The sequence below is a fragment of the Pseudomonas sp. E45-MNA-CIBAN-0222 genome (assembly GCF_040310405.1).
Taxonomy (GTDB): domain Bacteria; phylum Pseudomonadota; class Gammaproteobacteria; order Pseudomonadales; family Pseudomonadaceae; genus Stutzerimonas; species Stutzerimonas stutzeri_AC.
This window is the reverse complement of the sequence record NZ_JBEOPU010000007.1, coordinates 33966-60666: the sequence shown is the minus strand read 5'-3', so window position 1 is coordinate 60666 and position 26701 is coordinate 33966. Positions and strand designations below refer to the sequence as shown.

Here is a 26701-nt window from a genome sequence, read left to right as displayed (position 1 = left end):
CGCTATGCAATCAACTCCCTTCCGCAGCGCCGCTATCATGGCGCTGGCCACGGGCCTCGTCAGCCTGCCTGTCATTGCCGAGCAACCCCGCTATAACCAAGTCGCCCTGCGCGCCGAAGTCAGCAGCGAAGTTGCGCATGACCGCATGCACGTCACGCTTTACAGCGAAGCACAACACAGTGATCCGGCCCAGCTCGCGGCACAGACCACGACGACCTTGAACCAGGCATTGCAGAGCGCTCGCCAGAACAAGGACGTGATCGTCAGCCAAGGTAGCCGCAACAGCTACCCGGTCTATGACGACAAAGGGCAGCAAATTACCGGTTGGCGAGAGCGCGCCGAGCTGCGCCTTGAAAGCAGCAACTTTGCCAGCCTGTCCAAGCTCACTGCCGAACTGATGAAGAGCCTGAAAATGGGCAGCATGCACTTCAGCGTTTCCGATCCGATTCGCAAGCAGAACGAAGATGCCTTGCTCAAGGATGCCGTCGCCGCATTTCAAGCTCGCGCCCAGCTTGCTACCGAAGCGCTTGGCGGCAACGGCTACAAGCTGGTGAGCCTGAATCTCAACGGCGGCGGTTTTCAGCCCGTGATGCGTCATAGCGCGATGAAAATGGACATGATGGAATCAGCGCCCATTCCCGAGATCGAGGCAGGCAGCCGCCAGGTTACGATCAGCGCTGATGGTGTTATCGAAGTGCAGACGCCTTGACTCAGCTATCTCACGCGTCTACTAGCGGCTGCCTAACGCAGCCGCCAGCCACAATGAAATAAATTATTACAATCTCACAAGCCAAGCTGTACAAGGGCTAGCGGCCTTTCTAACTACCGATATGAGAAGCAACGACAAAGAAAGGTAAATTCTCGTTTACGAATGATTATCATGCGGGCGCCAACGAGACGGCCACAAGGAGCCCGCATGTCTATCCCCTTCTCACGTACCGCCCTGTCCTGCGCCATGATCGGCTGCAGTTTGACGGCTTTCGCCCAGAACTCTCCCGTCACGCTTAATGACACCGTAGTCAGTGCTTCTGGCTTTGAGCAGAAGATCACCGAGGCGCCGGCGAGTATCAGTGTGATCAGCCAGGAGGATTTGCAGCAGAAGCGCTACAGCAACCTCGCGCAGGCCCTGGATGACGTGGAAGGCATTGATATCCGTCAGGGCACAGGCAAGACCGGCGGGCTGAATATCAGCATCCGCGGTATGCCCAGCGACTACACACTCATCCTCATAGATGGACGCCGGCAGAACACGGCCGGCAACGTCACACCGAACGGTTTCAACGAAACATCTACCAGCTTCATGCCGCCCATGTCTGCAATCGAACGGATCGAGGTCATTCGCGGCCCGATGTCGACCTTGTATGGCTCGGACGCAATGGGTGGTGTTGTTAATATCATCACCAAGAGAGTCGCCACCGAGTGGGGCGCTTCGGTAAGCCTGGATCATACCTACCAAGAAAATCGAGATTACGGCGACACTAGCAACACAAGCCTGTATGCCAGCGGCCCGCTGGTAGACGGCCTATTGGGACTTGCTGTTAGAGGTAGTCTGTATGACCGTGGCGAATCCGATCTCTCGTTCGATAACGACAGCCCAGTAAGCAAGCGCGGCGCATCACCTGTAGAAGGTCGCAATCATGTCTTAGGCGCACGCCTGAGTCTGACCCCCAATGAGGCTCACGACATCTCGCTGGACTTCGAGCGTGGCCGTCAGGTCTACAACAACGACAACTGTCAGCTAGGCAATCTAGACGGAAAGAACGGCGGCAGCGCTACTGACGGCTGCACCGTAGACGCGCCTACCAAAGCCAACGGGTATGCTGACGAATTGCGCTTCGAGCGCGACCAGTTTGCGCTGAGTCATACCGGTCGCTTCAGCATCGGTACGTTGGACAGTAGCCTGACGCATAACACTACCGAAACTATCGGTCGTACGATCCCAGGTACCCCCATCGGCGACGCCTATACCGGCTATCCGTCCATCGTCATCGGTGATGACCGCGAGCTCAAGTCCACAGACCTGATCCTCGACACCAAGCTGGTCAGCCCTGTTGGCGAATCGCACATCCTGACTGTTGGCGGCCAGTACTGGGATGCCAAGGTCACAGACAGTATTGCCGACGACGACTTCCAGCAGAAATCATGGGCGATGTTCGTCGAGGACGAGTGGCGTCTTCGCCAGGATCTGGCTTTGACGTTGGGTGCTCGCTATGAGGACCACGAGGCTTTTGGTGGCCATATCAGTCCACGCGCCTATCTGGTGTGGAATACCAACGATAGCTGGACCATGAAAGGCGGCGTTAGCCGTGGCTACAAGACACCAACATTGAACCAGCTTCATGACGGTATCAGCGGCGTTACCGGTCAAGGCACGATCATCACCATTGGCAGTCCTGATCTGGATCCGGAAATCACCACCAACACCGAGTTTGGCGTTTACTTCGATAACCTCAGTGGTTTCAGTGCGAACGCAACCGTGTTCCACAACAAGTTCGAAGACAAGATCGACGACGGCACCCCTATCGCCAACTGCTTCTCTGCTACCAATCCTAACCAGCCGGGCTGCGTTAGCTTCGGCAGCGGCTTCACGCAAGATTCCTTCGCCCAAAGCGTGAATGTCGACGAAGCCGTCACCCAAGGTGTGGAACTGGCTGGGCGCTGGGAGTTCGCCCCGGCTTGGGCGCTGGCGATGAACTACACCTACACCGATAGCGAACAAAAGAGCGGCGCGAACAAAGGTGCGCCACTGACCAACACACCAGAGCATATGCTCCATGCACGTCTTAGCTGGCAGACCACCGATCGCCTCAATCTGTGGTTCAAGGGTGAGTACCGCGGCGAGCGAGCTCGCTTCACAGATCGCTATGAGAACCTGACAGCGGCGAACCAGGCGCTGTATGACGCAGCTGGTGACCTGAAAGCGTATGAGGTATTCCACCTTGGAGGCTCGTTCAGAGCCTCGGAAAACGTGACCCTTAACGCAACGATCTACAACCTTTTCGATAAGGATTTCACCGAAGGGACGTACTACACCACCAATACTGGGTCGACAGGCTGGGCCTCCGATTACATCCAGTCGGCAGCAGCGACAAGCGGCACCCTGGAAGAAGGCCGCCGCCTCTGGCTCTCCGCCAACTTCACCTTCTGACCCATGAACGATCAACGAGCCGGGACCATCCCGGCTCTGTTGTTTCTAGCCCACACAGACCGCAAGCAAAGACGCGAATGTATGCTGTTTGTAAATCTTTAGCATTGCCGCCTCAGTCACCCTAGAATTCGCCCACCTTCCCGTACGATACAAGGACCACCATGCGTTTCTGGCTCGGCACTCTGCGCCAATGGCACTGGATCAGCTCCGCGCTGTGCCTGGTCGGCATGCTGTTGTTCGCGGTAACCGGCATCACGCTGAACCACGCCGGGCAGATCGAGAGCAAGCCGCAGGTGGAAAACCGCGAAGGGCAGCTGCCCGAGCTGCTGCTCAGCAACCTGCAGACCGACCCGCCGGAGGACGGCTTGCCGGCTGAACTTCAGCAATGGCTGGAACAGACCCTGGACCTGCGCCTGGCCGGCCGCGACGCCGAGTGGAGCGATGGCGAACTCTATGTCGCCCTGCCCCGCCCCGGCGGCGACGCCTGGCTAAGCCTGAGCCTGGAAAGCGGCAAGCTGGAATATGAGTCGACCGACCGCGGTTGGATCGCCTACTTCAACGACCTGCACAAAGGTCGCCATAGCGGCGAGGCCTGGAGCTGGTTCATCGATTTGTTCGCCGTTGCCTGTGTGGTGTTCAGCCTCACCGGCCTGCTGCTTCTGCAACGTCATGCCGGCAACCGGCCCAGCACCTGGCCACTGGTTGGCTTGGGCCTGGTGATTCCGCTGCTGCTGGCGCTGCTCTTCATTCATTAAGGACTGCTCATGCGTAAACGCCTGTTGTTGCCCCTCGCCCTGCTCAGCGCCCCGCTGTACGCGGCGGACCTGCAGCTGGACGTGGAAATACCCCGTCTGGATGTTGCCGAATACCACCGCCCCTACGTCGCCATCTGGCTGGAGCGGCCGGATCAGAGCCACGTCGCCAACCTTGCGGTTTGGTACGACACCAAGCTCAAGGACAAGGAAGGCGAGAAATGGCTCAAGGATCTGCGGCAGTGGTGGCGCCGCAGTGGCCGCAGCCTGGAGATGCCGGTCGATGGCGTCAGCGGTGCCACCCGCGCTGTGGGTAGCCACACGCTGAAGTTCTCCGACAAGCAGACGCCACTCCAGACGCTCGAAGCCGGTGAGTACCGCTTGGTGGTCGAAGCGGCACGCGAAGTTGGCGGCCGCGAGCTAATGCGCATTCCGTTCAGCTGGCCACCCCAGCAGAGCGCCGAACATAAAGCCCAGGGCAAGAGCGAACTGGGCGCAATCACCCTCACGCTGACCCCATGAACAGGAACCACGCCATGAAACCCGTCATCAAATGGACCGCCCTGGCCATTGCCGTCTGCCTGCCGCTATCGGCTCAGGCCCACCGCGCCTGGATGCTGCCTTCGGCCACCGTGCTCTCCGGTGAAGAGCCGTGGATCACAGTCGACGCCGCCGTTTCCAACGACCTGTTCTATTTCGAACACGTGCCGATGCGCCTCAAGGGCATCGGCGAAGCGGCTCAGGCTCCGGCAGGCGGCCCGCCGGGCATGCGCCGCCCGACACCAGAGCTGCAGATCATTGCACCCGATGGCTCGAAGGTATCCGCGCAGAACGGTGCTATCGGTCGCTACCGCAGTACTTTCGACGTGCAACTGAGCCAGAAGGGAACCTATAAGCTGGCAGTCGCCAATAGCGGCCTGTTTGCCAGCTGGAAGGAAAAGGGTGAGACGCGCCGCTGGATGGGCTCTGCCGAGAGCTTCGCCAAAGACGTTCCGGCTAAGGCGGATGGCCTCAAGGTCAGCCAGACCAACAGCCGTATGGAAGTGTTCGTGACCTCCGGCGCACCCAGCACCGACGTGCTCGCACCCACCGGACAGGGCCTGGAACTCAAACCAGTCACCCACCCCAACGACCTTTTTGCTGGCGAAGCGGCGGAGTTCGTTTTTCTGCTCGACGGCAAGCCTGCCGCGAATATCGAGATCAGCGTGATACCGGGCGGCAACCGTTACCGCGACGAACTGGGCGAGATCAACGCCAAGACCGACACCGACGGCAAGGTCAGCATCACCTGGCCTGAAGCCGGTATGTACTGGCTGGAAGCCGAGCTGACCACAGACAAGGGTGTGAGCAAACCAGCCACCGAGCGGCGCGCCAGCTACAGCGCCACCCTGGAAGTGCTGGCGCCCTGACGCCCGAATAGCTGCCCGAGCCGCTATCTACGGCTCAGGCAGCGCCGAATTCCGCAACCCCGCCAACGAGTCATGTCTTTGCCCTCGCCTTTCTCATCCGTGCAGCGTATTTCGCCGCTGCTCGGCTGCACCGCCATCGCTGCGCTGCTGCTGTGGTGGCAACCGCCGCGGGCGATCAGTGCTGCGCTGGTAATCGCCACCTACCTGGCAGTGTCGTTGTACTGCTGGCGTAAGCAGCTGTGCTCCCAACCGACACCTGCCGCCACTACGACCGCACTATTGGTGGCCTACTCCAGCCAAGGCGGGCAAGCGCAGCGCTATGCCGCGCACAGCGCAGACCAACTCCGCGATGCTGGCGTGGACGTACAGCTACTGCCGTTGAATGCGTTGGAGCCGAACCGACTACCCGCCCGGCGCATCCTGTTCGTTGTCAGCACCTATGGCGAAGGCGAACCTCCAGACAATGGCGCGCGCTTCGAGCGGAGTCTGGCCGGAGCAAGCCTGGCACTGCACGATCTGGAGTACGCCGTACTGGCATTCGGTGATCGCCAGTACCGTCATTTCTGCGCATTCGGGCAGCGCCTGGATGAGCGACTGAAGCAATGTGGCGCCACACCTCTATTTGATCGCCTGGAGGCTGACAGAGCCGATGCCGGCGTGCTGCGCCACTGGCAGCATCAACTTGCGCATCTGAGTGGCAGCAGCGATTTCAGCGACTGGCTGCCGGCACCCTATCAACGCTGGCGCCTCACCGACCGACGCTGCCTTAACCCCGGTAGCGCCGGTGCGCCAGTGCAGCATCTGAAGCTGGTTCCGATAGACGATCAGCAGCACTGGCGCGCCGGCGATATCGTCGAAGTCGGCCCGCGGCACGACCTCGTGCGCGTGGAAGCGATGCTGCAACACCTCGGGCTCGATCCTCACAGACTCATTGATGGTCAGAGCCTGGCAGCGCACCTAAGCAACCGAAGGCTGCCCGAGACCGCGCAGCTGCGTGCCCTCGACGCTGATGCCCTGCTGGCCCTGCCTGCGTTGCCCCACCGCGAATACTCGATCGCCTCAGTCGCAACCGATGGTTCGCTGCAGCTGGTGGTGCGCGAGGCCAGCTATCCGGATGGCACGCCAGGACTCGGTTCGGGCTGGTTGTGCCGTTATGCCGCGCTTGGCGAAGCGATCGACCTGCGTATCCGTAGCAATCCGTCGTTTCACGGCCCGACTGGCGAGACACCGCTCATTCTGATCGGAAATGGCACCGGCATCGCCGGGCTGCGAGCACACCTGCGCGAGCGCGCCGCCACTTCCCAAGGCTCACGAAACTGGCTGCTATTCGGCGAACGCAACGCCGCCCACGACTTTTTCTTTCATGACGAACTGCAGCGTTGGCTCGATAGCGGCCTACTGGCGCGGCTGGATCTGGCTTTTTCTCGCGATCAGCCGGACAAGCGCTACGTGCAGCACGTCCTACGGGATGCGGCCGACGACCTGCGTCGCTGGGTCGATCAGGGCGCGGCGATCTACGTGTGTGGCAGCCTGGAAGGCATGGGGCAGGAAGTGCAGCAAATACTGCTCGGCCTGCTTGGCCAAGCGCAGCTGCAGCAGCTGACCGAACAGGGACGTTACCGACGGGATTTGTACTGACCCGTGCTACCGCATCGCCTGGGCGTGACGAGATATCAATCAACACCGAGCAGAAACGAAAACGCCCCACATGGTGGGGCGCTCGTGCAGCGATTATGGCTTAGATGTAGTAAGCCTTCAGCGGCGGGAAGCCGTTGAATTCCACCGCGCTGTAGCTAGTGGTGTAGGCACCGGTGGACAGCCAGTAAAGGCGGTCGCCGATGGCCAGGTTCAGCGGCAAGCCGTACTTGTAGTTCTCATACATGATGTCCGCGCTGTCGCAGGTCGGGCCGGCGATGACCACTTCCTCGACCTCACCCTTCTTCTCGGCGTAGATCGGGAATTTGATGGACTCGTCCATGGTTTCGATCAGGCCGCTGAACTTGCCCACGTCGACATACACCCAGCGCTCGACTGCGGTACGCGACTTGCGCGCCACCAGCACCACTTCGCTGACCAGGATGCCGGCGTTGGCGATCAGCGAGCGGCCGGGCTCGAGGATGATTTCTGGCAGTTCGTCGCCGAAGTCTTCCTTGAGGAAACGGATGATCTCTTCGGCGTAGGTTTCCAGGCTGTTGGTGCGGGTGATGTAGTTGGCCGGGAAGCCGCCACCCATGTTGATCATCTTCAGCTCGATGCCGTCTTCTTCCTTCAGGCGCTCGAAGATCACCTTGACCTTGGCGATGGCGGCGTCCCATACGGAAATATCACGCTGCTGTGAACCGACGTGGAAGGAGATGCCGTAGGGCTCCAGCTTCAGCTGACGGGCCAGGATCAACAGATCCATAGCCATGTCGGTCTGACAGCCGAACTTGCGCGACAGTGGCCAATCGGCAGTGGTCGAGCCTTCGGTCAAAATACGCACATAGACTTTCGAGCCCGGGGCGGCCTTGGCGATATTGCGCAGGTCAGCTTCGGAGTCGGTAGCGAACATACGCACGCCCTTCTCGTAGAAGTAGCGGATGTCCTTGGACTTCTTGATGGTGTTGCCGTAGCTGATTCGCTCCGGACCCACGCCACGGGACATGACCTTATCCAGCTCGTAGATCGAGGCGATATCGAAACTCGAACCCTTGTCGCGCAGCAGGTCGATGATTTCCACCGCCGGATTGGCTTTGACGGCGTAGTACACACTGGCGAACTCGAAACCGGCGCGCAGGTCATCGTAGGCCTTGCTGATGGTTTCGGTGTCGATCACCACGAATGGGGTTTCGTGTTGGTCGGCGAACGCCTTCATCTTCTGGAAGGTGGCGCGAGGGTAATAGTCTTCGATCTTGACCGTCATGCGTGGGACTCCAAAAAACGGGAAACAAAAGTCGGATGAGGGATGGAGGGCATCAGCCCTGACAAGAACGCCTGATCAGTTTCCCCACTTTGGTTCGCCTACTTCCCAAGGCATGTCGCCGAGTATCACGGGGGATCTCTCGTCGTCAGTACTTGAGCCGGATGGATCGTTGCCAGCATGGACGTTCGGGCGCGAACTTTAGGACCAAGGGGGGCATAGATCAATCAAAAAAACGTCCCGCGTTCGAGATGTTGTCGATTCAAAACAAAGCGTCATGGAAACTGCACAAATCGGCGATTTCCGCAGCCGTGCGGGCCGCAGCGAAATCCATTTGCCGCTATAATCGCCGCCTTTTTTGACAGACCGACTACTCGTCGACGGGTTCCTTAATTCCGATGACCACTCAGGCCGCCGAAGTCGCGAAGCGCCGTACCTTCGCCATCATCTCGCACCCCGATGCGGGCAAGACCACCATCACCGAAAAGCTGCTGCTGATGGGCAAGGCGATTGCCGTTGCCGGTACGGTGAAGTCGCGCAAATCCGACCGACATGCCACCTCCGACTGGATGGAGATGGAGAAACAGCGCGGCATCTCCATCACCACCTCGGTGATGCAATTCCCCTACCGCGAGCACATGATCAACCTGCTCGACACCCCCGGTCACGAGGACTTCTCGGAAGACACCTATCGCACCCTGACCGCGGTGGACAGCGCGCTGATGGTCCTCGACGGCGGTAAGGGTGTCGAGCCGCGCACCATTGCGCTGATGGACGTCTGCCGCCTGCGCGACACGCCGATCGTGAGCTTTATCAACAAGCTCGACCGCGACATCCGCGACCCCATCGAGCTGCTCGACGAGATCGAGGCGGTGCTGAAGATCAAGGCCGCGCCCATCACCTGGCCGATTGGTTGCTACCGCGACTTCAAAGGCGTGTACCACCTCAAGGACGACTACATCATCGTCTACACGCCGGGCCACGGACACGAGCGCACCGAGGTCAAGATCATCCAGAACCTGGATTCCGACGAAGCGCGCAAGCACATCGGCGACGAGTACGAACGTTTCATCGAACAGCTGGAACTGGTTCAGGGCGCCTGCCACGAGTTCGACCAGGACGAATTCCTCAACGGTCAGCTGACCCCTGTGTTTTTCGGTACCGCGCTGGGCAATTTCGGTGTGGACCACGTGCTCGACGCCGTCGTCGACTGGGCGCCGATGCCGCTGCCGCGCGCGGCCAACGAGCGAGTGGTCGAGCCGGTCGAGGAGAAGTTCACCGGCTTCGTGTTCAAGATCCAGGCGAACATGGACCCCAAACACCGCGACCGCATCGCCTTCATGCGCATCTGCTCGGGCAAGTACGAGAAAGGCATGAAGCTGCGCCACGCGCGCATCGGCAAGGATGTCCGCATCGCCGACGCCCTGACCTTCTTCTCCAGCGAGCGCGAGATGCTCGAGGAAGCCTACGCCGGCGACATCATCGGCCTGCACAACCACGGCACCATCCAGATCGGTGACACCTTCACCGAAGGCGAGAACCTCGGCTTCACCGGCATTCCGCACTTCGCCCCAGAACTGTTCCGTCGCGTGCGTCTGAAGGACCCGCTGAAATCCAAGCAGCTGCGACAGGGCCTGCAGGAACTGGCCGAGGAAGGCGCCACCCAGGTGTTCTTCCCCGAGCGCAATAACGACATCATCCTCGGCGCGGTCGGTGTGCTGCAGTTCGACGTCGTCGCCAGCCGCCTGAAAGAGGAATACAAGGTCGAGTGCGCCTACGAGGCGATCAACGTTTGGTCGGCGCGCTGGATCGAGTGCGATGACAAGAAGAAGCTCGAAGACTTCAAGAACAAGGCCTACGAGAACCTCGCCATCGACGGCGGCGGCCATCTGACCTACCTGGCACCGACTCGGGTAAACCTGAGCCTGATGGAAGAGCGCTGGCCGGATGTGAAGTTCAGGGCGACGCGCGAGCATCACTGACCCAGGAATGCGCCTGCTGCGGGTATAGCGGGCGCATTTGATCGGGCACCGCCGCGAGGCTGCGCCCAACACTGCGACCTCTCGCAAGGATGCGAGAGCCCCGCTTTTCACAAGGAAGTGATATGCCCACCGAACGCCCCTCTGCGCAACAGCTCCAGTTCGCCAGAAATCTTCGAGGCCAACTCACGGATTGCGAGCGCCTGCTGTGGCGACGGCTGCGCAATCGGGGTTTAGCCGGATTCAAATTTCGCCGACAGCATCCGTGCCCGCCCTATGTCCTGGATTTCTACTGTGCAGATTTGCGACTTGTGGTCGAACTCGATGGCGGTCAGCACTTCGACGAAGCTGGTCTGGCGAAAGACCGTTTGCGCACGGCCTACCTGCAGCACCACGGGCTGGAGGTTCTACGCTTCAGCAATCTGGACGTGATACGGAATCTAGAGGGTGTCCTGACTGAAATCTTGAGTTGGATTGATACCCGCCCCCCTCACCCCAACCCTCTCCCCGAAGGGGAGAGGGAGCTGGATTGAGGCAGCCGGATCACTTGTATTCATGCAGACACGGCAGAGCAAGCGAGGGGCGTGAGCACGGCTGTGCCCATCAAGCAGTTGCAACCCACCAGCACGCTCTCACCCCAGCACCCAATCCGGGGGTTAGCCGATCCACCAAGCTGAAGCCAACCCGGTCCAGTCTCCTCTCCCCTCCGAGGAAAGGGCTAGGATGAGGGGCGGGGTGGCGATGGCTGCGAGTTACTGATCTCCGCTGACGATTGCGACGTTCATCAGTTCACTCTCACCGGCACCCAATCCGCGCATTACCGATACACCGCCCTGAATCCGAGTCTTGACTGAAATCTTGCACCAAATCGGGCCCGCGCCCCTCACCCCAGCCCTCTCCCCAATGGGGAGAGGGGGCCGGATTGAGGCGGCCGGATCACTTGTGCTCATGTAGACCCTGCAGAGTAAGCGAGGGCGTGAACGCGGACTGCCCATCAAGCAGTTGCAACAACCGCCAGCACGCTCTCATCCCCAGCGCCCAATCCTGGCGTTAGCCGATCCGCCAAGCTGAAATCCAACCCGGTCCAGTCCCCTCTCCCTCCCCCTCGGGGAGAGGGGCGGAGCGGCGATGGCTGCGAGTCACTGATCTCCGCTGACGATTGCGACGTTCATCAGTTCACTCTCACCTGCACCCAATCCGCGCACTACCGATACACCGGCCTGAATCCGAGTCTTGACTGAAATCTTGCACCAAATCGAGGCCCGCGCCCCTTACCCCCAGCACCCCATCCTGGCGTTAGCCGATCCGTCAAGCTGAATCCTACCCGGTCCAGTCCCCTCTCCCCTCCGGGGAGAGGGGCTGGTGGCTATGTCGAGCGCCGCAGTCGACGTCGCCACCTGCCCCCGCTTCACCTACTCCTCAAGGGTCCAAGCGATCAAGGAATCACCCAGCTTGGTGCCGAACGATCCATGCCCGCCGGCCATCTGCACCACGTACTGCTTTCCGGTCTTTTCAGAAACGTAGGTCATCGGCGTCGCCTGGCCACCGGCAGGTAAGCGGCCTTTCCACAGCTCCTTGCCGTTTTGCAGATCATAGGCGCGCAAATAGTAATCCAGCGTACCGCTCATAAAGGCCACTCCACCGGCCGTGACGATCGGCCCGCCCAGTGCTGGCGTACCCACCGGGAAGGGAATGCCCAGCGGGGCACTGTCGCGGCTCGTGCCGTTCTTGTGCATCCAGACCTTCTTCATGCTGCGCAGGTCCAGCGCGGTGACGAAGCCCCATGGCGGGGTCTGGCACGGCAGGCCGAGCACCGACATGAACGGCTCCAGCCGCACCATATACGGCGCCCCCAGATTGGGCTGCAGGCCAGTCTCACCGCCACCGGTACGCTCATCGGGGTCGACCTCGCTGCGCTTGACCATTGTCGAGACGAAGGCCAGGTAGTTAGGCGCACCGAACAACAGCTGCCGGCTCGGATCGACCGCCACCGATGGCCAATTGAAGGTACCCACGTTACCCGGATAGATCAGCGAGCCCTGCTCCGACGGCGGCGTGAAGTCGCCCTCGTAACGCAGCTTGCGGAACTGGATGCGGCACATCATCTGGTCCAGCGGAGTGCCGCCCCACATGTCGCGCTCGCGCAGCGGTTCTTGCGGGGCGTAGCTGACGGCCGATGCGGGCTGGGTCGGCGCGGTGAACTCGCCGTAGTCGGTGCCTTGCGGCACGGGCACCTCTTCCACCGGCACGATCGGCTCGCCGGTGCGCCGGTCGAGGATGTACAGATCGCCACGCTTGGTCGGCTGGATGATGGCCGGCACCTGACCTTGGGGGCCGTCGATGTCCACCAGCGTCGGCTGCGATGGCAGGTCGCGATCCCAGAGATCGTGGTGAACGGTCTGGAATTCCCAGCGCACCTGGCCGGTGGCCAGGTCCAGCGCCACCAGCGCGTCGGTGAAGCGCTCGGACTCCGGCGTACGCGGCTGCGCCCACTGGTCCGGCGTCTGGTTACCGGTGGGGATGTACACCAGGCCCAACGACTCGTCAGCGGTGGCGATGGTCCAGGAGTTCGGCGTGCTGCGCACGTAGGTTTCGCCGGGTGGCAAGGGCTCTGTGGCGTCCGGATTGCCTGGATCGAAATTCCACACCAGCTCGCCGCTGCGCACGTCATAGGCGCGAATCACGCCGCCGGGTGAATCCACCGCGCCGTTGTCGGTGATCGAACCGCCGACGATGACCAGTTTCTCGGTAACCACCGGTGGTGAAGTCGGCAGATAAACACCCAAAGCATCCTTACCGAGTCCAGCCTTCAGATCCACCACGCCGGCATTGCCGAAGTCTTCACAGAGCTTGCCGTCCTCGACATCCAACGCGACCAGCGTGCCGTCGTTGGTCGGCAAAAACAGTCTTCGTGCACAGCGCGCAACTGGCTGCTCGGACGGCGCCGTCGCTGCGGGCCCATAGGCCGTGGCGTCATGGAAGGCGAGGCCGCGACAGGTCATGTGCTGGTAGTACTCAGCATCGCGATTGATGCTCGGGTCGAAACGCCAGCGCTCTTCACCGCTGTCGGCATCGACGGCGACGGCGATGCTGTGCGGCGTGCAGATGAACAGGTTGTCGCCAACCTTCAACGGCGTCACCTGATAGGTGATCTCGCCAGGGTCACCCTCGCCGGAAAGATCACCGGTGTGAAACTCCCAGGCCTTCTTCAGCTTGCCGACGTTATCCGGCGTGATCAGATCGGCCGTCGAGTAACGATCGCCGCGGTCGGAGCCACCGTAGGCTTTCCATTCGCTGGCAACCCGACCGGCCTGCCCCTCGGGGTTCATGCCCTGCATCTGCGCGTCGCTGAATTCACCCGTGATCGAGTGATAATCCTGGGTCAGCGAGTACCCGGCGATCAGCGCGCCGGCCAGCAGCCCCAAGCCAAGCAGGCCGCTGGCGCCATCACGCCAGACCAGCCGATCGCCGACGTAGCGATTGACGAAAGGCAGAATCAGCCAGAGCCCGAGGATGCACCAGAGGTCGATTCGCGGCGCCAACTGCCACCAGTCGAAGCTGACTTCGTACAGCGTCCACGCCAACGTCGCCAGCAGCAGCACCGCGTAGAGCCAGATCGCGGCGCGACGCCGAGCGAACAACAGCCCGGCCACGCCTAACAGCCCTATACCAGCCAGCAGGTAATACCAAGAGCCACCCAGCATCGCGAGGTAGCCGCCGCCGACCGCCATCAGCGCCCCCAGCAGCAGGACCACCACGGCGGTCAGGGTGATGCGCATGGGCCGCGGCCCGTAATCGATACTCATGCAACGCTCTCCAGCCGATTCATTTACAAAACAAAAAGCAAAAAGCCGGCGAAACTTTCTGACACAAAGTCTCGCCAGCTTTCAGTGGATACGATGGACAGGGCTTTAGTTCAGCCGCTCTGGAGAGCGCTTACGCCGTCGCCCCAACGCTGAGCGGTTGCGTTTCAGGCCGCTTGATCACAGCATAGATCACCCCCGTCACCAGACTGCCGGCGAGGATCGCGACGAGATACAGCAGTGCATGATTGATGGCGTTCGGAATCAGCAGCACGAACAGCCCGCCATGCGGCGCCAGCAGCTTCGCGCCGAAAGCCATGGACAGCGCACCGGTCAGCGCACCACCGGCGATGCTGGCGGGGATCACCCGCAGCGGGTCCTTTGCAGCGAAAGGAATCGCGCCTTCTGAAATGAAGCAGCAGCCCAATACCAACGCGGCCTTGCCGGCTTCGCGTTCGGTCTGCGCGAACTTGCGCCGGGCGAGCAGCGTCGCGATGCCCATGCCGATGGGCGGCACCATTCCCGCGGCCATGGTGGCGGCCATCGGCGCATAGCTTTGCGAGGCGAGCAGTCCGACGGAGAAGGCATACGCGGCCTTGTTCACTGGTCCGCCGAGGTCGACGCACATCATGGTGCCGAGCAGGAGCCCGAGCAGGATGGCGTTGGACGTGCCCATGGTGTCGAGGAATTCGGTGAGCCCGGCAAGCATCTTCGCCACCGGCGTGCCGACGATGTAGATCATCACAAGGCCCGTCACCAGGCTGGCCAGCAGCGGGATTATCAGGATCGGCTTGAGCGATTCGATACTGGCCGGAAGTGGAATCCAGCGACTCACCGCCTTGGCCGCATAGCCGGCCACGAAACCGGCGATGATCCCGCCGATAAAACCTGCTCCCAGGGTGCCTGCCAACAGCCCACCGATCATGCCGGGCGCCAGGCCCGGGCGATCCGCGATGGAATATGCGATGTAGCCCGCCAGCAGCGGCACCATCAACTGGAAGGCCGTTTCGCCGCCGATCTTCATCAAGGCGGCTGCTAGCGTGCCCTCCTCCTTGAATGCCTCGATGCCGAACACGAAGGACAGTGCGATCAACAGACCGCCGGCCACCACCATCGGCAGCATGTAGGACACACCCGTCAGCAGGTGCTTGTAGACGCCGGTCTTCTCGCCCTTCTGCTCACCACCCGCGCTGGCAGCGACGTCTCCAGCGAGCACCGCGCCCTCTTCCAGCGCCCGATCCAGAGTCGCATCAGGCTGCTTGAGCGCAACTCCGGTGCCACAGCGAAACACGCGCTTACCGGCGAAGCGGGCCACATCCACCTCGATGTCGGCAGCCAATAGCACCACGTCGGCCGCGGCGATGGCGTCCGCTTCCAGCACATTGCGCGCCCCCACCGATCCGCGGGTTTCAACCTGCAGGTCGTAGCCCTTGCGAACCGCAGCCTGCTGCAGCGCTTCGGCCGCCATAAAGGTATGCGCAACACCGGTCGGGCACGCTGTGATGGCAACCAGCTTGGGCTTGCGGCCGGTGTGTGCGGCGTCGGCCTCGTCGTCCTGTTGCAGTTCGCTCGCCGTGTCCGCGGCGCTGCGCAGGAAGCCTTCCGGATCGAGCAGTGCCTCGGATGGGGTCGATTGCGCGACGCGCTTGCCGATGAAGCGCTGCAACGACAATGGGCCAGTTTTCACCACGATCACCAGATCGGCATTGGCGATCTGTGCAGGCGTCAGCGGCGAGCCAATGGCCTTGGGATCGTGGACTTCCACTGCAGTCGACCAGCCCAGGCGATGAGCAGCCGCTTCGAGTAGGCGTGACGTCAGTACGCTGGTGACCATTCCATTGGGGCAGGCCGTGACGATGAGAAGATTCATTCCTTCACCTCTTGTTCGATTTATTGGCTCAGCGGCTGGAGACGCACTGCGGCCTGAAGTTCGGCCAGTTGCGCCGTATCGGTGATGCCAAAGCCGACCTGCCCAACCGCTTGTGCGGCGATGGCAGTGGCATGCGCGAGGGTGCGCTCTGCCGGCCAGCCTACGAGCAGGCCATGCAGCATCCCGGCGAGCAGCGAGTCGCCTGCACCGACGGTGCTGATCACCTGAACCTTGGGCGGCTGGGCGTGCAGTGCTTCGTCTGCGGTGAACCAGCTGACACCGTCAGCACCTTGCGAAATCACCACGTGCTCGATGCCTTCGCTTTGCAGTCGCCGCGCTTCGGCCAGCAGCGCCGAAGATCCGGAGAGATCAACACCACGGGCCTCGGCCAGCTCCTCCTCATTGGGCTTGATCAGCCACGGCCGGGTCGCCAGCCCGTCTCGCAACGCGACGCCGCTGGTATCCAGCGCCACCCGCACGCCGAGCGCTTTGAGCGAGTTCAGTAGCTGGACGAACCACTGACTGTCGATGCCCCGCGGCAAGCTGCCGGCTACCACCACGAGGTCATGAGCAGGTGCCAGACGCTGGAGCCGAGCCAGCAGCTCATCGCACTGCGCCTCGGTCACGGCGAGCCCCGGGCCATTGATATCGGTGACCCGCCCATCCGTCTCGGCCAGCTTGAGGTTGCTGCGGGTTTCACCGGCGACACGGACGAACTCATCAGTGAAGCCCCGCGCGCCGAACAGCTGTTCAAAGGCTTGCGGATTCGTTTCCCCAAGAAAACCGGTGACGGTCAGCTGATGGCCGAGATCCGCTAGCACCTGCGCCACGTTGAGGCCCTTTCCTGCAGCATGAACCTGCAGGCTTTCGCTGCGATTGACCTCGCCGAGGCGCAGGAATGGCAGTTGGACGGTCAGGTCCAGTGCCGGGTTGAGGGTAACGGTCAGCACGCGAGCCATCAGCAGTGCTCCCCGACGAAGGCGCGAACTTCATGGGCACCCGGCAACATCAGGGCTTGCTGAGCGAGTTGCTGGCAGGCGGCGTAATCCAGCTCGCGGACCCGCGCCTTCACCAACGCGATGCTGCGCGCCGAGACGCTTAGCTCATCCACGCCCAGGCCCACCAGCATCGGCACCGCCAGTGCATCAGCGGCCAGTTCACCGCAAACGCCCACCCACTTGCCGTGCGCATGAGCGGCCTCGACGGTCATGCTGATCAGCCGCAGCACCGCCGGGTGCAAGCCATCGGCCTGCCCTGAAAGCGTCGGATGCCCGCGATCGATGGCCAGGGTGTACTGGGTGAGGTCATTGGTGCCAATGCTGAAGAAGTCGACTTCCTGCGCCAGCACCGGCGCGATCAGCGCTGCGGACGGGATCTCGATCATGATGCCGACCTGCAGATCCGCCACAGGCAGCTCAACGCGCAGGCGGTCGACCATGGCCTTGGCGCTACGCCATTCATCGATGTTGCCGACCATGGGGAACATGATCCGCAGCGGGCGGCCATCGGCCGAGGCGAGCAACGCGCGCAACTGGGTTTCGAGGATGTCCGGGCGCTGCAAACTCAGGCGAATGCCGCGCACGCCGAGGAAAGGATTTTCTTCAGCGGGCATCGGCCAGTATGGAAGCGGCTTGTCACCGCCGACATCCAGCGTGCGCACCACCAAGGGGCGCCCTTCGAGGGCTTCCAGCACGCGGCGGTACTCGGCTTCCTGAGTTGCCTGATCTGGCGCCTGAGAGTGGTTCATGAACACCAGCTCGGTGCGCAGCAGACCAATGCCTTCGGCGCCCATCGCCACGGCTTCCGGAGTTTCGCCGGCCGCGCCGATGTTGGCAGCAATTTCCACAGGATGGCCGTCGCGAGTGATGGCAGGCTCCATGCGTCGCTCGTTTGCCAGGCGCTTGCGCTCTTCCCGCGCGGCGCGCTCGCTACGGGCATGCTCCAGCTGCGCATCGGTCGGCGCGACCAGCAGCTCGCCACGCTCGCCATCGAGCAGCAATAACGTATTGCGCGCCAAGCCGAGCACACCCGGCCCGGCACCGACGATGGCCGGAATGCCCAGTGCCCGGGCGATGATCGCGCTATGCGAGGTGGCACCGCCGCCAGCGGTAAGAATGCCTGCGACGCGCTGGGCGTTGAGCGTGGCGACGTCCGACGGCGCCACCTCGTCCATCACCAGGATGTAGGGCTCATCTGGGGCCTGATCGGCTTCCACACCTGTCAGGCAGGCCAGCACACGGCGACCCACGTCACGCAGGTCGGCGGCCCGCTCGGCCAGCAGCTTGTCGTGCAAGGCCTCCTGCTGCTGCGCCGCAGTTTCGATTTCCTCCATCCAGGCGGCTTCGGCGCTCAATCCTTTTTGCAGACGCGCCTGGACTTCCTCGCGCAGCGCCGGGTCACGCAGCATGGCCTGATGGGTAGTAAAGATGTCGCGGATGCTGGCGACCTGACTCTCATCGATCAGCGTGCCGATCTCCGCATGGACCTTGTCCAGCGCCGCATCCAGCCGCTGCAGTTCGATCACCGGAGACTCGCCGCGCTTGGGGTAGTCGATCACCTGCGGCTTGCGTACCAGGACCGGACCGATGGCGATGCCGGGAGAAGCAGCAATACCATTCACCAGATCACCCGCGCGCAGGGCGGTCTGCTCAATGGCCGACTCATCGGGTTGCGCGGCGATCACCGATTGCTCCGCCTCACCCGGGGCCGGTAAGGGTTCAACTTCTTCCCCCAGCCCCTCTTCTACTGCACGCACCAGGGCAGGCAACGCATCATCTGAAATAGAAGGCTCGGCCATGAATTCCAGCACTTGACCGCGATGCGCACCCATTGCCAACAGCTTGCTCAGGCTCTTGACCGATACCCCGGCGCTCTCACTACCAGCCAGCCGCACGCGAATTTCGCCTTCGAACGCCTGGGCGATCTCGGTCAGCACTTTGGCCGGGCGCGCATGCAGCCCATGGGCATTGGCCAGCGGCACCTGGGCGCTCGGCCAGTCTACTGGCACGTCCCCGCCCAGAGCTTCGAGCACCGTGCGACTGGATGTCGCCCGGCTCAGCTCCTGACCACGACCCTCGATCAGCAGATTGCACAGCCGTTCGAGCATGGCCTGATGCGCTTCCCCCATGCTGGCCAGCACGAAAAGCCCATTGAGCGGCTGACCCTGATGCTCAAGATTCGAGACTGGCGTGACGAAAGCGAGACCAGGACGCTGCACCGACTGCTCGCTGCTCAACCACCAGAGGCCGTCCCCCAGCGGCAGCGACTGTCCAAGCGGCAGACTGGCATTGAAGCCGGGCTCCACGCACTGCGCACGCTTGAGCAGCTTGACGCCCTGCCAGGCCAACTCGTCGAAATCATCCGCCGCGACACCCAGCGAGATCAGCTCGCCATCAAGCGCCAGCGCCTGCGGCGCGCCCTGCAGCAGGTCGATGATCGCCTCTGGGACGTCAGCTTTCTGCAGCCCCTCGCTCAGATCGCCCTCACCCAATGCCCGGGTCAGCAGCTGCAACAGGCGCAGGTGCTCGTCGGAGCGCGCCGCGATGCCGATGGCGAGATACACCAGCTGGCCGTTGCCCCAATCGACGCCGGCCGGAAAATGCAGCAGCCGCACGCCGGTGATGAACACCTGATCACGGGTTTCCGGCGTGCCATGGGGGATCGCGATGCCCTGCCCGAGAAACGTCGAACCCTGCGCTTCGCGCGCACGCAGCCCGTCCAGATAACCCGGCGCGACCAGCCCATCAGCCACCAGCACTTCACCCAGCAGGGCCAGCGCGGCAGGCTTGTCCACCGCCGTCTGGTGCATATGGATGTGCTGCGCATTCAACTCAAGCATGAATAACTCCTGCGGGGCTCGCGATTGTTGTAGTCGCCGACGAGAGCCGGCATCACCCGAATCCTGGGCTGGCGCTTCTGACCAAAGGCCTGCTGAAACGTTTCACCTAAGACTGGCACATTACGCAATATTGGGTAATTCTAGAAGCCCGAGTTCAAACCATCTGTCTAGGATCCGAGTTGAAACTGACCGACATCGCCCGCCTCGCCAACGTTTCGGTAACCACCGCCAGCTACGTGCTCAACGGCAAGGCCGCGCAGCGTCGCATCAGCCCAGCCACGGTTGAACGGGTAATGGCTGTAGCCGAACAGCAGGGTTTTCAGCTCGATCAACAGGCCGCGGGCCTGCGCCGCGGGCAGTCGCGAACGCTGGGTTTAATCGTCCCGGATCTGGAAAACCCCAGTTATGCACGGCTGGCCAAGCTACTCGAGCAGCGCGCCCGGTTGCGTGGTTATCAGCTGTTGATCGCGGGGTCCGATGACGAGCCGGACACGGAACGCCAGGTCATCCAGGTGTTGCGCTCGCGCCGCTGCGATGCACTGATCGTCGCCAGCTGCCTGCCGGCTGATGACACCAGCTACCGCAAGCTCCAGGCAGGCGGGACGCCTGTCATTGCGCTTGATCGGGCACTGGATGCCGAGCATTTCTGCTCGGTGATCAGCGATGATCGCGAAGCAGCAGCGCAGCTGACGCGCTCCCTACATACCCCAGCCGACGCACACATCGCCCTGATCAGCGCACGCCCCGCATTGCCTATCAGTCAGCAGCGCGAAGAAGGTTTTCGCCAGGCACTCTCGCAGCACATAGGCCAGGTCAGCATCCTGCGTGCCGACCAGTTCAGCCGCGCCTGCGGCCGCGAACAAATGCTCGCTCTGCTCGATCGCGGCCCGCTGCCCGATGCCCTGATCACCACCGCCTATGTCTTGCTCGAAGGCGTCTTCGATGCGCTGCGCGAACGCGATCTACTCTGGCCGGAGCACTTGCGGCTGGCGACCTTTGGCGACGCGCAGTTGCTGGATTTCCTTCCTATCCGCGTCAATGCGATCTCCCAGCAGCACGAGCAGATTGCCGAGCGAACCCTGGAACAGGCGATCCGCGCCATCGAGCAAAGTGACTACCGTGCCGGCGTGATCGCCATCGAGCGCGAGCTGAAAGTACGCCGTGACTGACGCCGCTCTTGCGGCCACGGACACGCTGGCGGAAGCTTGTCGTCTTTCGAACCGCCCGCTCTCCCAGATGAATATCGAACAGATTACCCAACGCCTGCATGCCATCCGCGACAGCAACGACTGGCAGCGCTTTCACAGCCCGAAAAACCTCGCCATGGCCGCCAGCGTGGAAATGGCCGAACTGGTGGAAATCTTCCAGTGGCAGACCGAGGACGAGTCGCGTCGGCTGCCGCCCGACAAACTCGAACATGCCGGGCAGGAAGTCGGCGACATCCTCATGTACCTGTTGCTGATGTGCAGCGAACTGGGCATCGACATGGAACAGGCGCTGCTGGCCAAGCTGGCCGATAACGAGCGGCGGTTCACTCGATGAGCGATCGGCATTTCGACGAGCTGGCGACGCGCTTTGCCGAGAAAATCTATGGCGGCGCCAAGGGCGCGATTCGCCTCGCCGTACTGCAGGCGGACTTGTCCGAGGTTCTGCCGCAGCGGCCGTTGCGGGTTCTCGACGTCGGTGCCGGCCTCGGCCATATGAGCCTGTGGCTGGCGCGCCAGGGCCATGAAGTAACCCTCGCCGAGCCCGCCGAACCCATGCTCGAGGGCGCCCGCGCGCAGTTCGCCGACGCGGGCCTGAACGCCACATTTGTTCAAGCGCCTTGGCAGGAGATCGAAAGCCAGGTCGAGGGCCGCTTCGATCTGGTCATCTGCCACGCCGTGCTGGAATGGCTGGCCGAGCCCCAGGCGATCCTGCCGGTGTTGCATCGCCTGGTTGCCGAAGATGGCTGGCTGTCGTTGGCCTTCTATAACCGCGATGCACTGATCTATCGCAACCTGCTCAAAGGCCACTTCAAGAAGCTGCGCAGTCAGAGCTATGCGGGTGAACGTCAGAGTCTGACGCCACAACAGCCACTCGACCCGCGTGAGCTGGCGGCGCAACTAGCGCCGTACTGGCAGGTCGAAACAACCAGTGGCGTGCGCGTGTTCCATGACTACATGCCCGCCGATTTCCAGGCCCGCACCGAGCCTGCCGAACTGATCGAGATGGAACTGGCCTACCGCCGCCATCCGCAATTTGCCGGTCTCGGGCGCTACCTGCACTGGATGTGTCGGCGGCACTGAGCGCCGACCGGGAGGTCTTCATGTCGATCCGCGCTTTTCTGCCCCTGCTCTGTCTGAGCCTGGTGGCCTGCCAGAGCAAGAACCCCTACACCGAAGACTCGGCGCCGATTCCGCCGGCTCCGCCGGTCGAGCAAATTCAGTCGCCGACTTACCCGGCGGCCCCGCGCGACTTCTCCAGCTACCAGAGTTGGAGCTGGCGAACTCCACCGGCCGGCACGGCCTCGATCACCGGTGAGGAGCTGCAGGAGATGGTGGCCGGCGCGCTCGATCAGCGCGGTTTGCGGCCTGCCCCAGGCAACGGCAAAGGCGATGTGCTGGTTGCTGCCGGCGCCAGCAAGGAAACGCGGGTACGCCAGACCTATGACCACTACGGCCCGCAGGTCGGCGTTGGCCGCTATGGCGGCGGCTACGGCTCCGGATATGGCGTCGGGACCAGCGTGCCCCTCGTGCGCAATTATGAAGAAGAGGTGATTTCGGTACGGATCGAGATGTTCGACGCCGCCTCAGGCCTGTCCGTCTGGAGCAACCGGGCCGAAGCACGGAGTGGCGGCAACCGAGCCAAACAGCAGGATGCGGTGCGCCAGGCGGTGCAGCGCGCACTCGAAGACTATCCGCCACGCTGAGCGCGACAATGTGGTCTAGGCCCGAAACTGCGTCACGCCTAGACTGAGCAGATTCCACACCGGGAGAGCGATCATGTTCCGCCGCCTGTTGCTGATTCCCCTTCTACTCGCGCTGGCTGCGTGCCAAGGGCCGCAAGTGCAGCGTGATTTCGATCCCGCGCGGGATTTCTCCGCCTATCGTGCCTGGAGCTGGAAAGAGCCAGCGCTGCAATACCGGCCCGACGACCCTCGCATCAAGAGCGACCTCACCGAACAGCGCATCCGCGATGCAGTTGCCGACCAGCTCGATCAGCGAGGCCTACGCCCGGCCACTGCTGATAGCGCAACGGACGTCAACGTGCAGGCCTGGTATATCGTTGATCAGCGCACTCAGCAGTACAGCACGACCTCCGGCGCCTGGGGCAATCCCTGGTATGGCTATTGGGGCGGGCCGATGTTCACCGATACCCGCACTATCGATTATCAGGTCGGCACCCTGCAGATCGACTTGTATGACGCCACCGACGGCAAGCTGGTCTGGCGCGGCAGCGCCGAGCAAGTGTTGAGCAGCCGTCAGGGAACGCCCGACGAGCGCGCCGGCAACCTGCGTGAGCTGGTGGCACGGGTTCTTTCGCAGTATCCACCACACTGAACGATTTCACCTGAGCAGCCACAACGCTGGCGAGGCACTGCCTAGCGCACCATAATGTCGCGCCCCTGACTCTGGAGACTCGACATGCCCGCCGTTGCCTGGTGGTTACTGACCCTGCCGTTCATTGCTGGCGCACTGCTGCCGCTACAGGCAGGAATCAACGGCCAGGTAGCGCGTCACCTCGGCAATGTAATGGGAGCGGCGCTGCTCTCGTTCGCCGTAGGGACGCTGGCGCTGCTCGTAATTGTATTGATCCAGCGCGATATGCCGGCGCTGCAGACGCTCAAAAGCCTGAATTGGTGGCATTGGTCTGGCGGTTTGCTCGGCGCGTTCTTTATCGCCACCGCCGCCTTCGCCGCGCCACGCACCGGGGCGCTGCTATTCATGGCCCTATTGCTCGCCGGCCAGTTGTTCGTCGCCCTGCTACTGGATCACTTCGGCTGGGCCGGATTTCGCCAGTCTTCCATAAGCGTGGGTAAAGTGGCCGGCCTGCTGCTGGTTTTTGCTGGCGTCTGGCTGATTCAGCGCGGCTAGCAGACCGGCAAAGACAGGGTCAGTCGTGCTCGAAGGCGTAGAACAGGTTGGGTTCGCTGACCAGGTAGAGGTTGCCGCGTGCATCGAGGGTCATGCCCTCGGCCTGCGGGACGCTACGCTCGAGGCCGGCAAAACCGCTCCATAGAGAACGAAAGCTGACCAGTTCGCCCTTCGCATTCAGCTCCAGCATCATCTTTGCCTCGTCGCTGAGCAGTACGAGGTGTCCAGTTCGCTCATCGAAATGTACCGATGAGAGATCACTGGCCATATCCAGCTTCTCGATCCAGGCCTCGCGGTCGATGATCTTGACGTCCAAGTTGCCCTCAAGGCTGCGCTTGAGGCCTTGGATCTCGTAGAGCTTGCGTGGTGAGTGCTCCTTGACCACGAATAGGCGGTCACCGGCCCGGTCGTAACCAAGCCCCTCGAAACCCGAGTTCTCCTCGTCAAACAAACGAAGCGTGAGTGCTTGATAGTCGCTTCGCTTCAACGGGCGGACAGTGTCGGGAATCTGAACAATAACCAACGACTGCTTACGCTCCTCGGCCAGCACCAGCAGGCCATCGCCGAGATAGGTAACACCCTCTACATCCTCGAACTCCTCGAGCGGATAGCGCGCAATGAAGCCGCCGTTGCGATCCAGGGCAACCAGCTCCTCCGGGTTGTTGACCACCGCCCAGAGATGATCTCGCTGCTCATCGTAGGTCAGCCCGGAAAGATTGTCCTTAACCGAAGCTACTGGCAGTGCGTCGATCTTCACCCTGTATTCCGGCAGCCACAGACTACGCCGCTCCCAGGTGTCTTCATGCCAGGTGGTTTTCAATGCGTAGAACAGACGCTCATCCAGATGAATGAAGGATGCGGCATAGAGCAGGCTAAAAAGAGCGCAGCCATACCACCAGACAGGGCGCAGCGTCGCGAATCGTCCCAGCTGCGCTCTGGCAAGGGCTCGCATCATTAAAGTTCTCGTTCAGGAAATCGTAGACAGGCTGCCTGGAGCTTGTTGCAGTTGCATGAAGGCTGATTGCCAACCCGGTCGGCCCAGGCAGCAACGCTGAGACCTCCTTTCCCGGCCAGTGGTTCCAGGCCGGCAGCAGCGATGTTTGGAACTCTCAGGCCTGCTCGACAGCCCAATGCCCAAGGCTGCGCTCACGCGCCGCAATCGAACGTTCAGGAGAGTGATACATGCGGGTAGAAGGATTCTTCGAATGGCTGGGACAAGCGCTGGGCTCGGTCATACGCTTCATCGTCGAGGCGCTGGGCGACTTCTTCGGCCTGTTCGCCCGGGCCGGGCACAATTTCCTCGAGGGGCTCTCACGCACCCTGGGCATGGATCGTTCGCTGATCAGTCTGGTGGCACTGGCGATCGGCCTTTTGTTGCTGGTCGCAGCGGTACGCTCATTCTTTCGCGGCTCGATCATCGGTGGGCTGATCTGGCTGTTCCTCGGACTGTGGCTGCTGAGCTGGTTGATTCACTGACGCGCAGCCTAAAGCTCGGGCTTTTCCTCTTTTATCGCATGCCACGTATAGTGCCGGGCCGCCCCGGAGGCCCGTAATGTCCAGCATGCTTGCCGCCTGGCGCCACACGCCCACCCACAGCAAGGTATGGGCGCTGGCGGCGCCGATGATCCTGTCAAACCTTTCCGTTCCGCTGGTCGCACTAGTGGACAGCAGCGTGATCGGCCATCTGCCGCACGCGCATCAGCTGGGTGCCGTGGCAGTTGGCGGCAGCCTGTATACGTTGCTGGTCTGGGTGATGGGCTTTCTACGCATGGGCACGACGGGCTTCGCCGCCCAGGCGGCCGGCCGCGAAGACGGCGGGGCCCTGCGCCAGATCCTGTTGCAGGGGTTGCTGCTGGCACTCGGTTTCGCGCTGTTACTGGGCGCGATCGGCGTACCGCTGAAGGGCGCCGCGCTACAGCTCATGCAGCCCTCCGCTCAGCTCGACGAACTCACCCGCGATTATTTCCACACGCGCCTGTTCGGCCTGCCAGCGGCGCTGGCCAGCTACGCCTTGATCGGCTGGTTTCTCGGGACGCAGAACGCCCGCGCACCGCTGGCCATCTTGCTGACGACAAACCTGATCAACGTGGCGCTGGACCTGTGGTTCGTGCTCGGCCTCGACTGGGGCGTGGCCGGCGCCGCGCGCGCCTCGGTGATCGCCGAATGGAGCGGCGCGCTGCTGGGCCTTGCCCTCACCCGCAACGCGCTGGCCCGCTATCCCGGTCGAGTCGATACCCGCGCATTGCGCCGCTGGCTGAGCTGGCGGCCGCTGATGTCGGTCAACCGCGATATTTTCCTGCGCTCACTAGCGCTGCAACTGGTGTTTTTCCTAGTGACGGTACAGGGCGCACGGCTGGGCGATGCAACAGTCGCCGCCAACGCTCTGCTGCTCAACGGCCTGTTGCTGACCGCGCACGCTCTCGACGGACTGGCACACGCCGTAGAAGCCCTGAGCGGCCATGCCATAGGCGCCCGTGACCGCAAGACACTGCAGCGCGTGATGGTCGTCGCGGGCGGCTGGTCGCTACTAGCCAGCGTTGTCTTTGGTCTGTTTTTCCTTTTTGCCGGCCACGTGTTCATCCAAATGCAAACCGACATCGCCGAGGTACGCCAGACTGCGCTGACCTACCTGCCCTATCTGGCAGCGCTCCCGCTGATCGCGGTGTGGAGTTATCTGCTCGATGGGCTGTTCATCGGCGCCACACGTGCGAGGGAAATGCGCAACAGCATGCTCCTGGCGGTAGGTCTGACGCTGCCGCTGGGCTGGCTACTGCAAGGGCTTGGCAATCACGGCTTGTGGCTGGCATTTCTGAGCTTCATGCTGATGCGCGGCGTCTGCCTCGGTGTGCTCGCTCAGCGCCTGCAGCGCCGCGGAGCCTGGTTTACCATGGGCGCGCCGAGCACCACACACTCCGAAGGACCCTGAA

At 62.3% G+C, this 26701-nt stretch carries 22 protein-coding genes; 16 read left to right on the top strand and 6 right to left on the bottom strand.

From position 1 onward, the window contains the following. Positions 1-4: 4 nt before the first annotated feature. From AAEZ08_RS12140 to AAEZ08_RS12115, 6 genes are all read left to right on the top strand, one after another. On the top strand, positions 5-709 hold the full coding sequence (locus tag AAEZ08_RS12140) for an SIMPL domain-containing protein (RefSeq protein WP_500124374.1): 705 nt from the start codon (positions 5-7) through the stop codon (positions 707-709). Positions 710-916: 207 nt separating this feature from the next. Further along, the gene (locus tag AAEZ08_RS12135) at positions 917-3148 is read left to right on the top strand and encodes a TonB-dependent receptor domain-containing protein (protein ID WP_102820579.1); all 2232 of its coding nucleotides are present in this window, start codon (positions 917-919) and stop codon (positions 3146-3148) included. A 161-nt stretch (positions 3149-3309) separates the two neighbouring features. Then, positions 3310-3903: a PepSY-associated TM helix domain-containing protein gene (locus AAEZ08_RS12130; RefSeq protein WP_500124373.1), complete on the top strand. Its 594-nt coding sequence runs from the start codon at positions 3310-3312 to the stop codon at positions 3901-3903. Positions 3904-3912: 9 nt separating this feature from the next. After that, entirely contained in the window at positions 3913-4422 is a 510-nt protein-coding gene (locus AAEZ08_RS12125) for a DUF2271 domain-containing protein (protein WP_500124372.1), read from the top strand. A 14-nt stretch (positions 4423-4436) separates the two neighbouring features. Further along, the gene (locus tag AAEZ08_RS12120; protein WP_102820577.1) at positions 4437-5309 is read left to right on the top strand and encodes a DUF4198 domain-containing protein; all 873 of its coding nucleotides are present in this window, start codon (positions 4437-4439) and stop codon (positions 5307-5309) included. Between the two features lie 72 nt (positions 5310-5381). Then, positions 5382-6947 carry a sulfite reductase subunit alpha gene (locus AAEZ08_RS12115; RefSeq protein WP_500124371.1) on the top strand — a complete coding sequence of 522 codons (1566 nt, stop codon included), beginning with the start codon at positions 5382-5384 and terminating at the stop codon, positions 6945-6947. A 100-nt stretch (positions 6948-7047) separates the two neighbouring features. Here AAEZ08_RS12115 and AAEZ08_RS12110 read toward each other — a convergent pair whose 3' ends face one another. Next, on the bottom strand, positions 7048-8211 hold the full coding sequence (locus AAEZ08_RS12110) for a type III PLP-dependent enzyme (protein WP_003281125.1): 1164 nt from the start codon (positions 8209-8211) through the stop codon (positions 7048-7050). A gap of 395 nt (positions 8212-8606) precedes the next feature. Here AAEZ08_RS12110 and AAEZ08_RS12105 point away from each other — a divergent pair, with 395 nt between their 5' ends. Both AAEZ08_RS12105 and AAEZ08_RS12100 read left to right on the top strand, forming a co-directional pair. Continuing rightward, entirely contained in the window at positions 8607-10190 is a 1584-nt protein-coding gene (locus AAEZ08_RS12105) for a peptide chain release factor 3 (RefSeq protein WP_102820575.1), read from the top strand. A gap of 122 nt (positions 10191-10312) precedes the next feature. Further along, on the top strand, positions 10313-10720 hold the full coding sequence (locus tag AAEZ08_RS12100) for an endonuclease domain-containing protein (protein ID WP_500124369.1): 408 nt from the start codon (positions 10313-10315) through the stop codon (positions 10718-10720). A gap of 879 nt (positions 10721-11599) precedes the next feature. Here AAEZ08_RS12100 and AAEZ08_RS12095 read toward each other — a convergent pair. From AAEZ08_RS12095 to ptsP, 4 genes are all read right to left on the bottom strand, one after another. Beyond that, on the bottom strand, positions 11600-13993 hold the full coding sequence (locus AAEZ08_RS12095) for a membrane-bound PQQ-dependent dehydrogenase, glucose/quinate/shikimate family (RefSeq protein WP_500124368.1): 2394 nt from the start codon (positions 13991-13993) through the stop codon (positions 11600-11602). Positions 13994-14123: 130 nt separating this feature from the next. After that, positions 14124-15860, bottom strand: a complete 1737-nt coding sequence (locus tag AAEZ08_RS12090; RefSeq protein ID WP_500124367.1) for a PTS fructose-like transporter subunit IIB — start codon at positions 15858-15860, stop codon at positions 14124-14126. 20 nt (positions 15861-15880) lie between these two features. Next, positions 15881-16819 (bottom strand): 1-phosphofructokinase, encoded by a 939-nt coding sequence (gene pfkB / locus AAEZ08_RS12085; RefSeq protein WP_500124366.1) that lies wholly within the window; start codon positions 16817-16819, stop codon positions 15881-15883. After that, the gene (gene ptsP, locus AAEZ08_RS12080) at positions 16819-19698 is read right to left on the bottom strand and encodes a phosphoenolpyruvate--protein phosphotransferase (RefSeq protein WP_500124365.1); all 2880 of its coding nucleotides are present in this window, start codon (positions 19696-19698) and stop codon (positions 16819-16821) included. The genes pfkB and ptsP overlap by 1 nt, the downstream gene beginning before the upstream one ends. Before the next feature lie 179 nt (positions 19699-19877). Between ptsP and cra the strand changes: the two genes are divergently transcribed. The 6 genes from cra to AAEZ08_RS12050 all read left to right on the top strand — a co-directional run bounded on the left by cra (position 19878) and on the right by AAEZ08_RS12050 (position 23774). Continuing rightward, positions 19878-20867, top strand: a complete 990-nt coding sequence (cra, locus tag AAEZ08_RS12075; protein ID WP_003281520.1) for a catabolite repressor/activator — start codon at positions 19878-19880, stop codon at positions 20865-20867. 67 nt (positions 20868-20934) lie between these two features. Then, a complete protein-coding gene (locus tag AAEZ08_RS12070) occupies positions 20935-21240 on the top strand; it encodes a nucleotide pyrophosphohydrolase (RefSeq protein ID WP_500124364.1) in 306 nt (101 codons plus the stop codon). After that, positions 21237-21986, top strand: coding sequence for a methyltransferase domain-containing protein (locus AAEZ08_RS12065; RefSeq protein WP_500124363.1), 750 nt, complete (start codon positions 21237-21239; stop codon positions 21984-21986). Before AAEZ08_RS12070 ends, AAEZ08_RS12065 begins: the two co-directional genes overlap by 4 nt. A 20-nt stretch (positions 21987-22006) precedes the next feature. Further along, on the top strand, positions 22007-22609 hold the full coding sequence (locus tag AAEZ08_RS12060; RefSeq protein ID WP_500124362.1) for a DUF4136 domain-containing protein: 603 nt from the start codon (positions 22007-22009) through the stop codon (positions 22607-22609). A 73-nt stretch (positions 22610-22682) separates the two neighbouring features. Continuing rightward, complete coding sequence (locus AAEZ08_RS12055) at positions 22683-23240, top strand: DUF4136 domain-containing protein (protein ID WP_003281528.1); 558 nt, start codon at positions 22683-22685, stop codon at positions 23238-23240. A gap of 84 nt (positions 23241-23324) precedes the next feature. Continuing rightward, positions 23325-23774, top strand: a complete 450-nt coding sequence (locus AAEZ08_RS12050) for a DMT family transporter (RefSeq protein ID WP_003281530.1) — start codon at positions 23325-23327, stop codon at positions 23772-23774. Between the two features lie 19 nt (positions 23775-23793). On the opposite strand, the gene AAEZ08_RS12045 is transcribed toward AAEZ08_RS12050, so the two are convergent. Further along, positions 23794-24726 (bottom strand): SdiA-regulated domain-containing protein, encoded by a 933-nt coding sequence (locus AAEZ08_RS12045; protein WP_483032217.1) that lies wholly within the window; start codon positions 24724-24726, stop codon positions 23794-23796. A 230-nt stretch (positions 24727-24956) separates the two neighbouring features. Between AAEZ08_RS12045 and AAEZ08_RS12040 the strand changes: the two genes are divergently transcribed. Together AAEZ08_RS12040 and AAEZ08_RS12035 are read left to right on the top strand one after the other, a co-directional pair. Next, positions 24957-25250 (top strand): hypothetical protein, encoded by a 294-nt coding sequence (locus tag AAEZ08_RS12040; protein WP_003281534.1) that lies wholly within the window; start codon positions 24957-24959, stop codon positions 25248-25250. 76 nt (positions 25251-25326) lie between these two features. After that, positions 25327-26700, top strand: a complete 1374-nt coding sequence (locus AAEZ08_RS12035; protein ID WP_058063845.1) for an MATE family efflux transporter — start codon at positions 25327-25329, stop codon at positions 26698-26700. Position 26701: the final 1 nt, after the last annotated feature.

Excerpts from the sequence above, each read along its gene's own strand:
- AAEZ08_RS12140 (WP_500124374.1), top strand. The coding sequence starts at position 5 with ATGCAATCAACTCCCTTCCGCAGCGCCGCTATCATGGCGCTGGCCACG.
- AAEZ08_RS12135 (WP_102820579.1), top strand. The coding sequence starts at position 917 with ATGTCTATCCCCTTCTCACGTACCGCCCTGTCCTGCGCCATGATCGGC.
- AAEZ08_RS12130 (WP_500124373.1), top strand. The coding sequence starts at position 3,310 with ATGCGTTTCTGGCTCGGCACTCTGCGCCAATGGCACTGGATCAGCTCC.
- AAEZ08_RS12125 (WP_500124372.1), top strand. The coding sequence starts at position 3,913 with ATGCGTAAACGCCTGTTGTTGCCCCTCGCCCTGCTCAGCGCCCCGCTG.
- AAEZ08_RS12120 (WP_102820577.1), top strand. The coding sequence starts at position 4,437 with ATGAAACCCGTCATCAAATGGACCGCCCTGGCCATTGCCGTCTGCCTG.
- AAEZ08_RS12115 (WP_500124371.1), top strand. The coding sequence starts at position 5,382 with ATGTCTTTGCCCTCGCCTTTCTCATCCGTGCAGCGTATTTCGCCGCTG.
- AAEZ08_RS12110 (WP_003281125.1), bottom strand. The coding sequence starts at position 8,211 with ATGACGGTCAAGATCGAAGACTATTACCCTCGCGCCACCTTCCAGAAG.
- AAEZ08_RS12105 (WP_102820575.1), top strand. The coding sequence starts at position 8,607 with ATGACCACTCAGGCCGCCGAAGTCGCGAAGCGCCGTACCTTCGCCATC.
- AAEZ08_RS12100 (WP_500124369.1), top strand. The coding sequence starts at position 10,313 with ATGCCCACCGAACGCCCCTCTGCGCAACAGCTCCAGTTCGCCAGAAAT.
- AAEZ08_RS12095 (WP_500124368.1), bottom strand. The coding sequence starts at position 13,993 with ATGAGTATCGATTACGGGCCGCGGCCCATGCGCATCACCCTGACCGCC.
- AAEZ08_RS12090 (WP_500124367.1), bottom strand. The coding sequence starts at position 15,860 with ATGAATCTTCTCATCGTCACGGCCTGCCCCAATGGAATGGTCACCAGC.
- pfkB (WP_500124366.1), bottom strand. The coding sequence starts at position 16,819 with ATGGCTCGCGTGCTGACCGTTACCCTCAACCCGGCACTGGACCTGACC.
- ptsP (WP_500124365.1), bottom strand. The coding sequence starts at position 19,698 with ATGCTTGAGTTGAATGCGCAGCACATCCATATGCACCAGACGGCGGTG.
- AAEZ08_RS12070 (WP_500124364.1), top strand. The coding sequence starts at position 20,935 with ATGAATATCGAACAGATTACCCAACGCCTGCATGCCATCCGCGACAGC.
- AAEZ08_RS12065 (WP_500124363.1), top strand. The coding sequence starts at position 21,237 with ATGAGCGATCGGCATTTCGACGAGCTGGCGACGCGCTTTGCCGAGAAA.
- AAEZ08_RS12060 (WP_500124362.1), top strand. The coding sequence starts at position 22,007 with ATGTCGATCCGCGCTTTTCTGCCCCTGCTCTGTCTGAGCCTGGTGGCC.
- AAEZ08_RS12055 (WP_003281528.1), top strand. The coding sequence starts at position 22,683 with ATGTTCCGCCGCCTGTTGCTGATTCCCCTTCTACTCGCGCTGGCTGCG.
- AAEZ08_RS12050 (WP_003281530.1), top strand. The coding sequence starts at position 23,325 with ATGCCCGCCGTTGCCTGGTGGTTACTGACCCTGCCGTTCATTGCTGGC.
- AAEZ08_RS12045 (WP_483032217.1), bottom strand. The coding sequence starts at position 24,726 with ATGCGAGCCCTTGCCAGAGCGCAGCTGGGACGATTCGCGACGCTGCGC.
- AAEZ08_RS12040 (WP_003281534.1), top strand. The coding sequence starts at position 24,957 with ATGCGGGTAGAAGGATTCTTCGAATGGCTGGGACAAGCGCTGGGCTCG.
- AAEZ08_RS12035 (WP_058063845.1), top strand. The coding sequence starts at position 25,327 with ATGTCCAGCATGCTTGCCGCCTGGCGCCACACGCCCACCCACAGCAAG.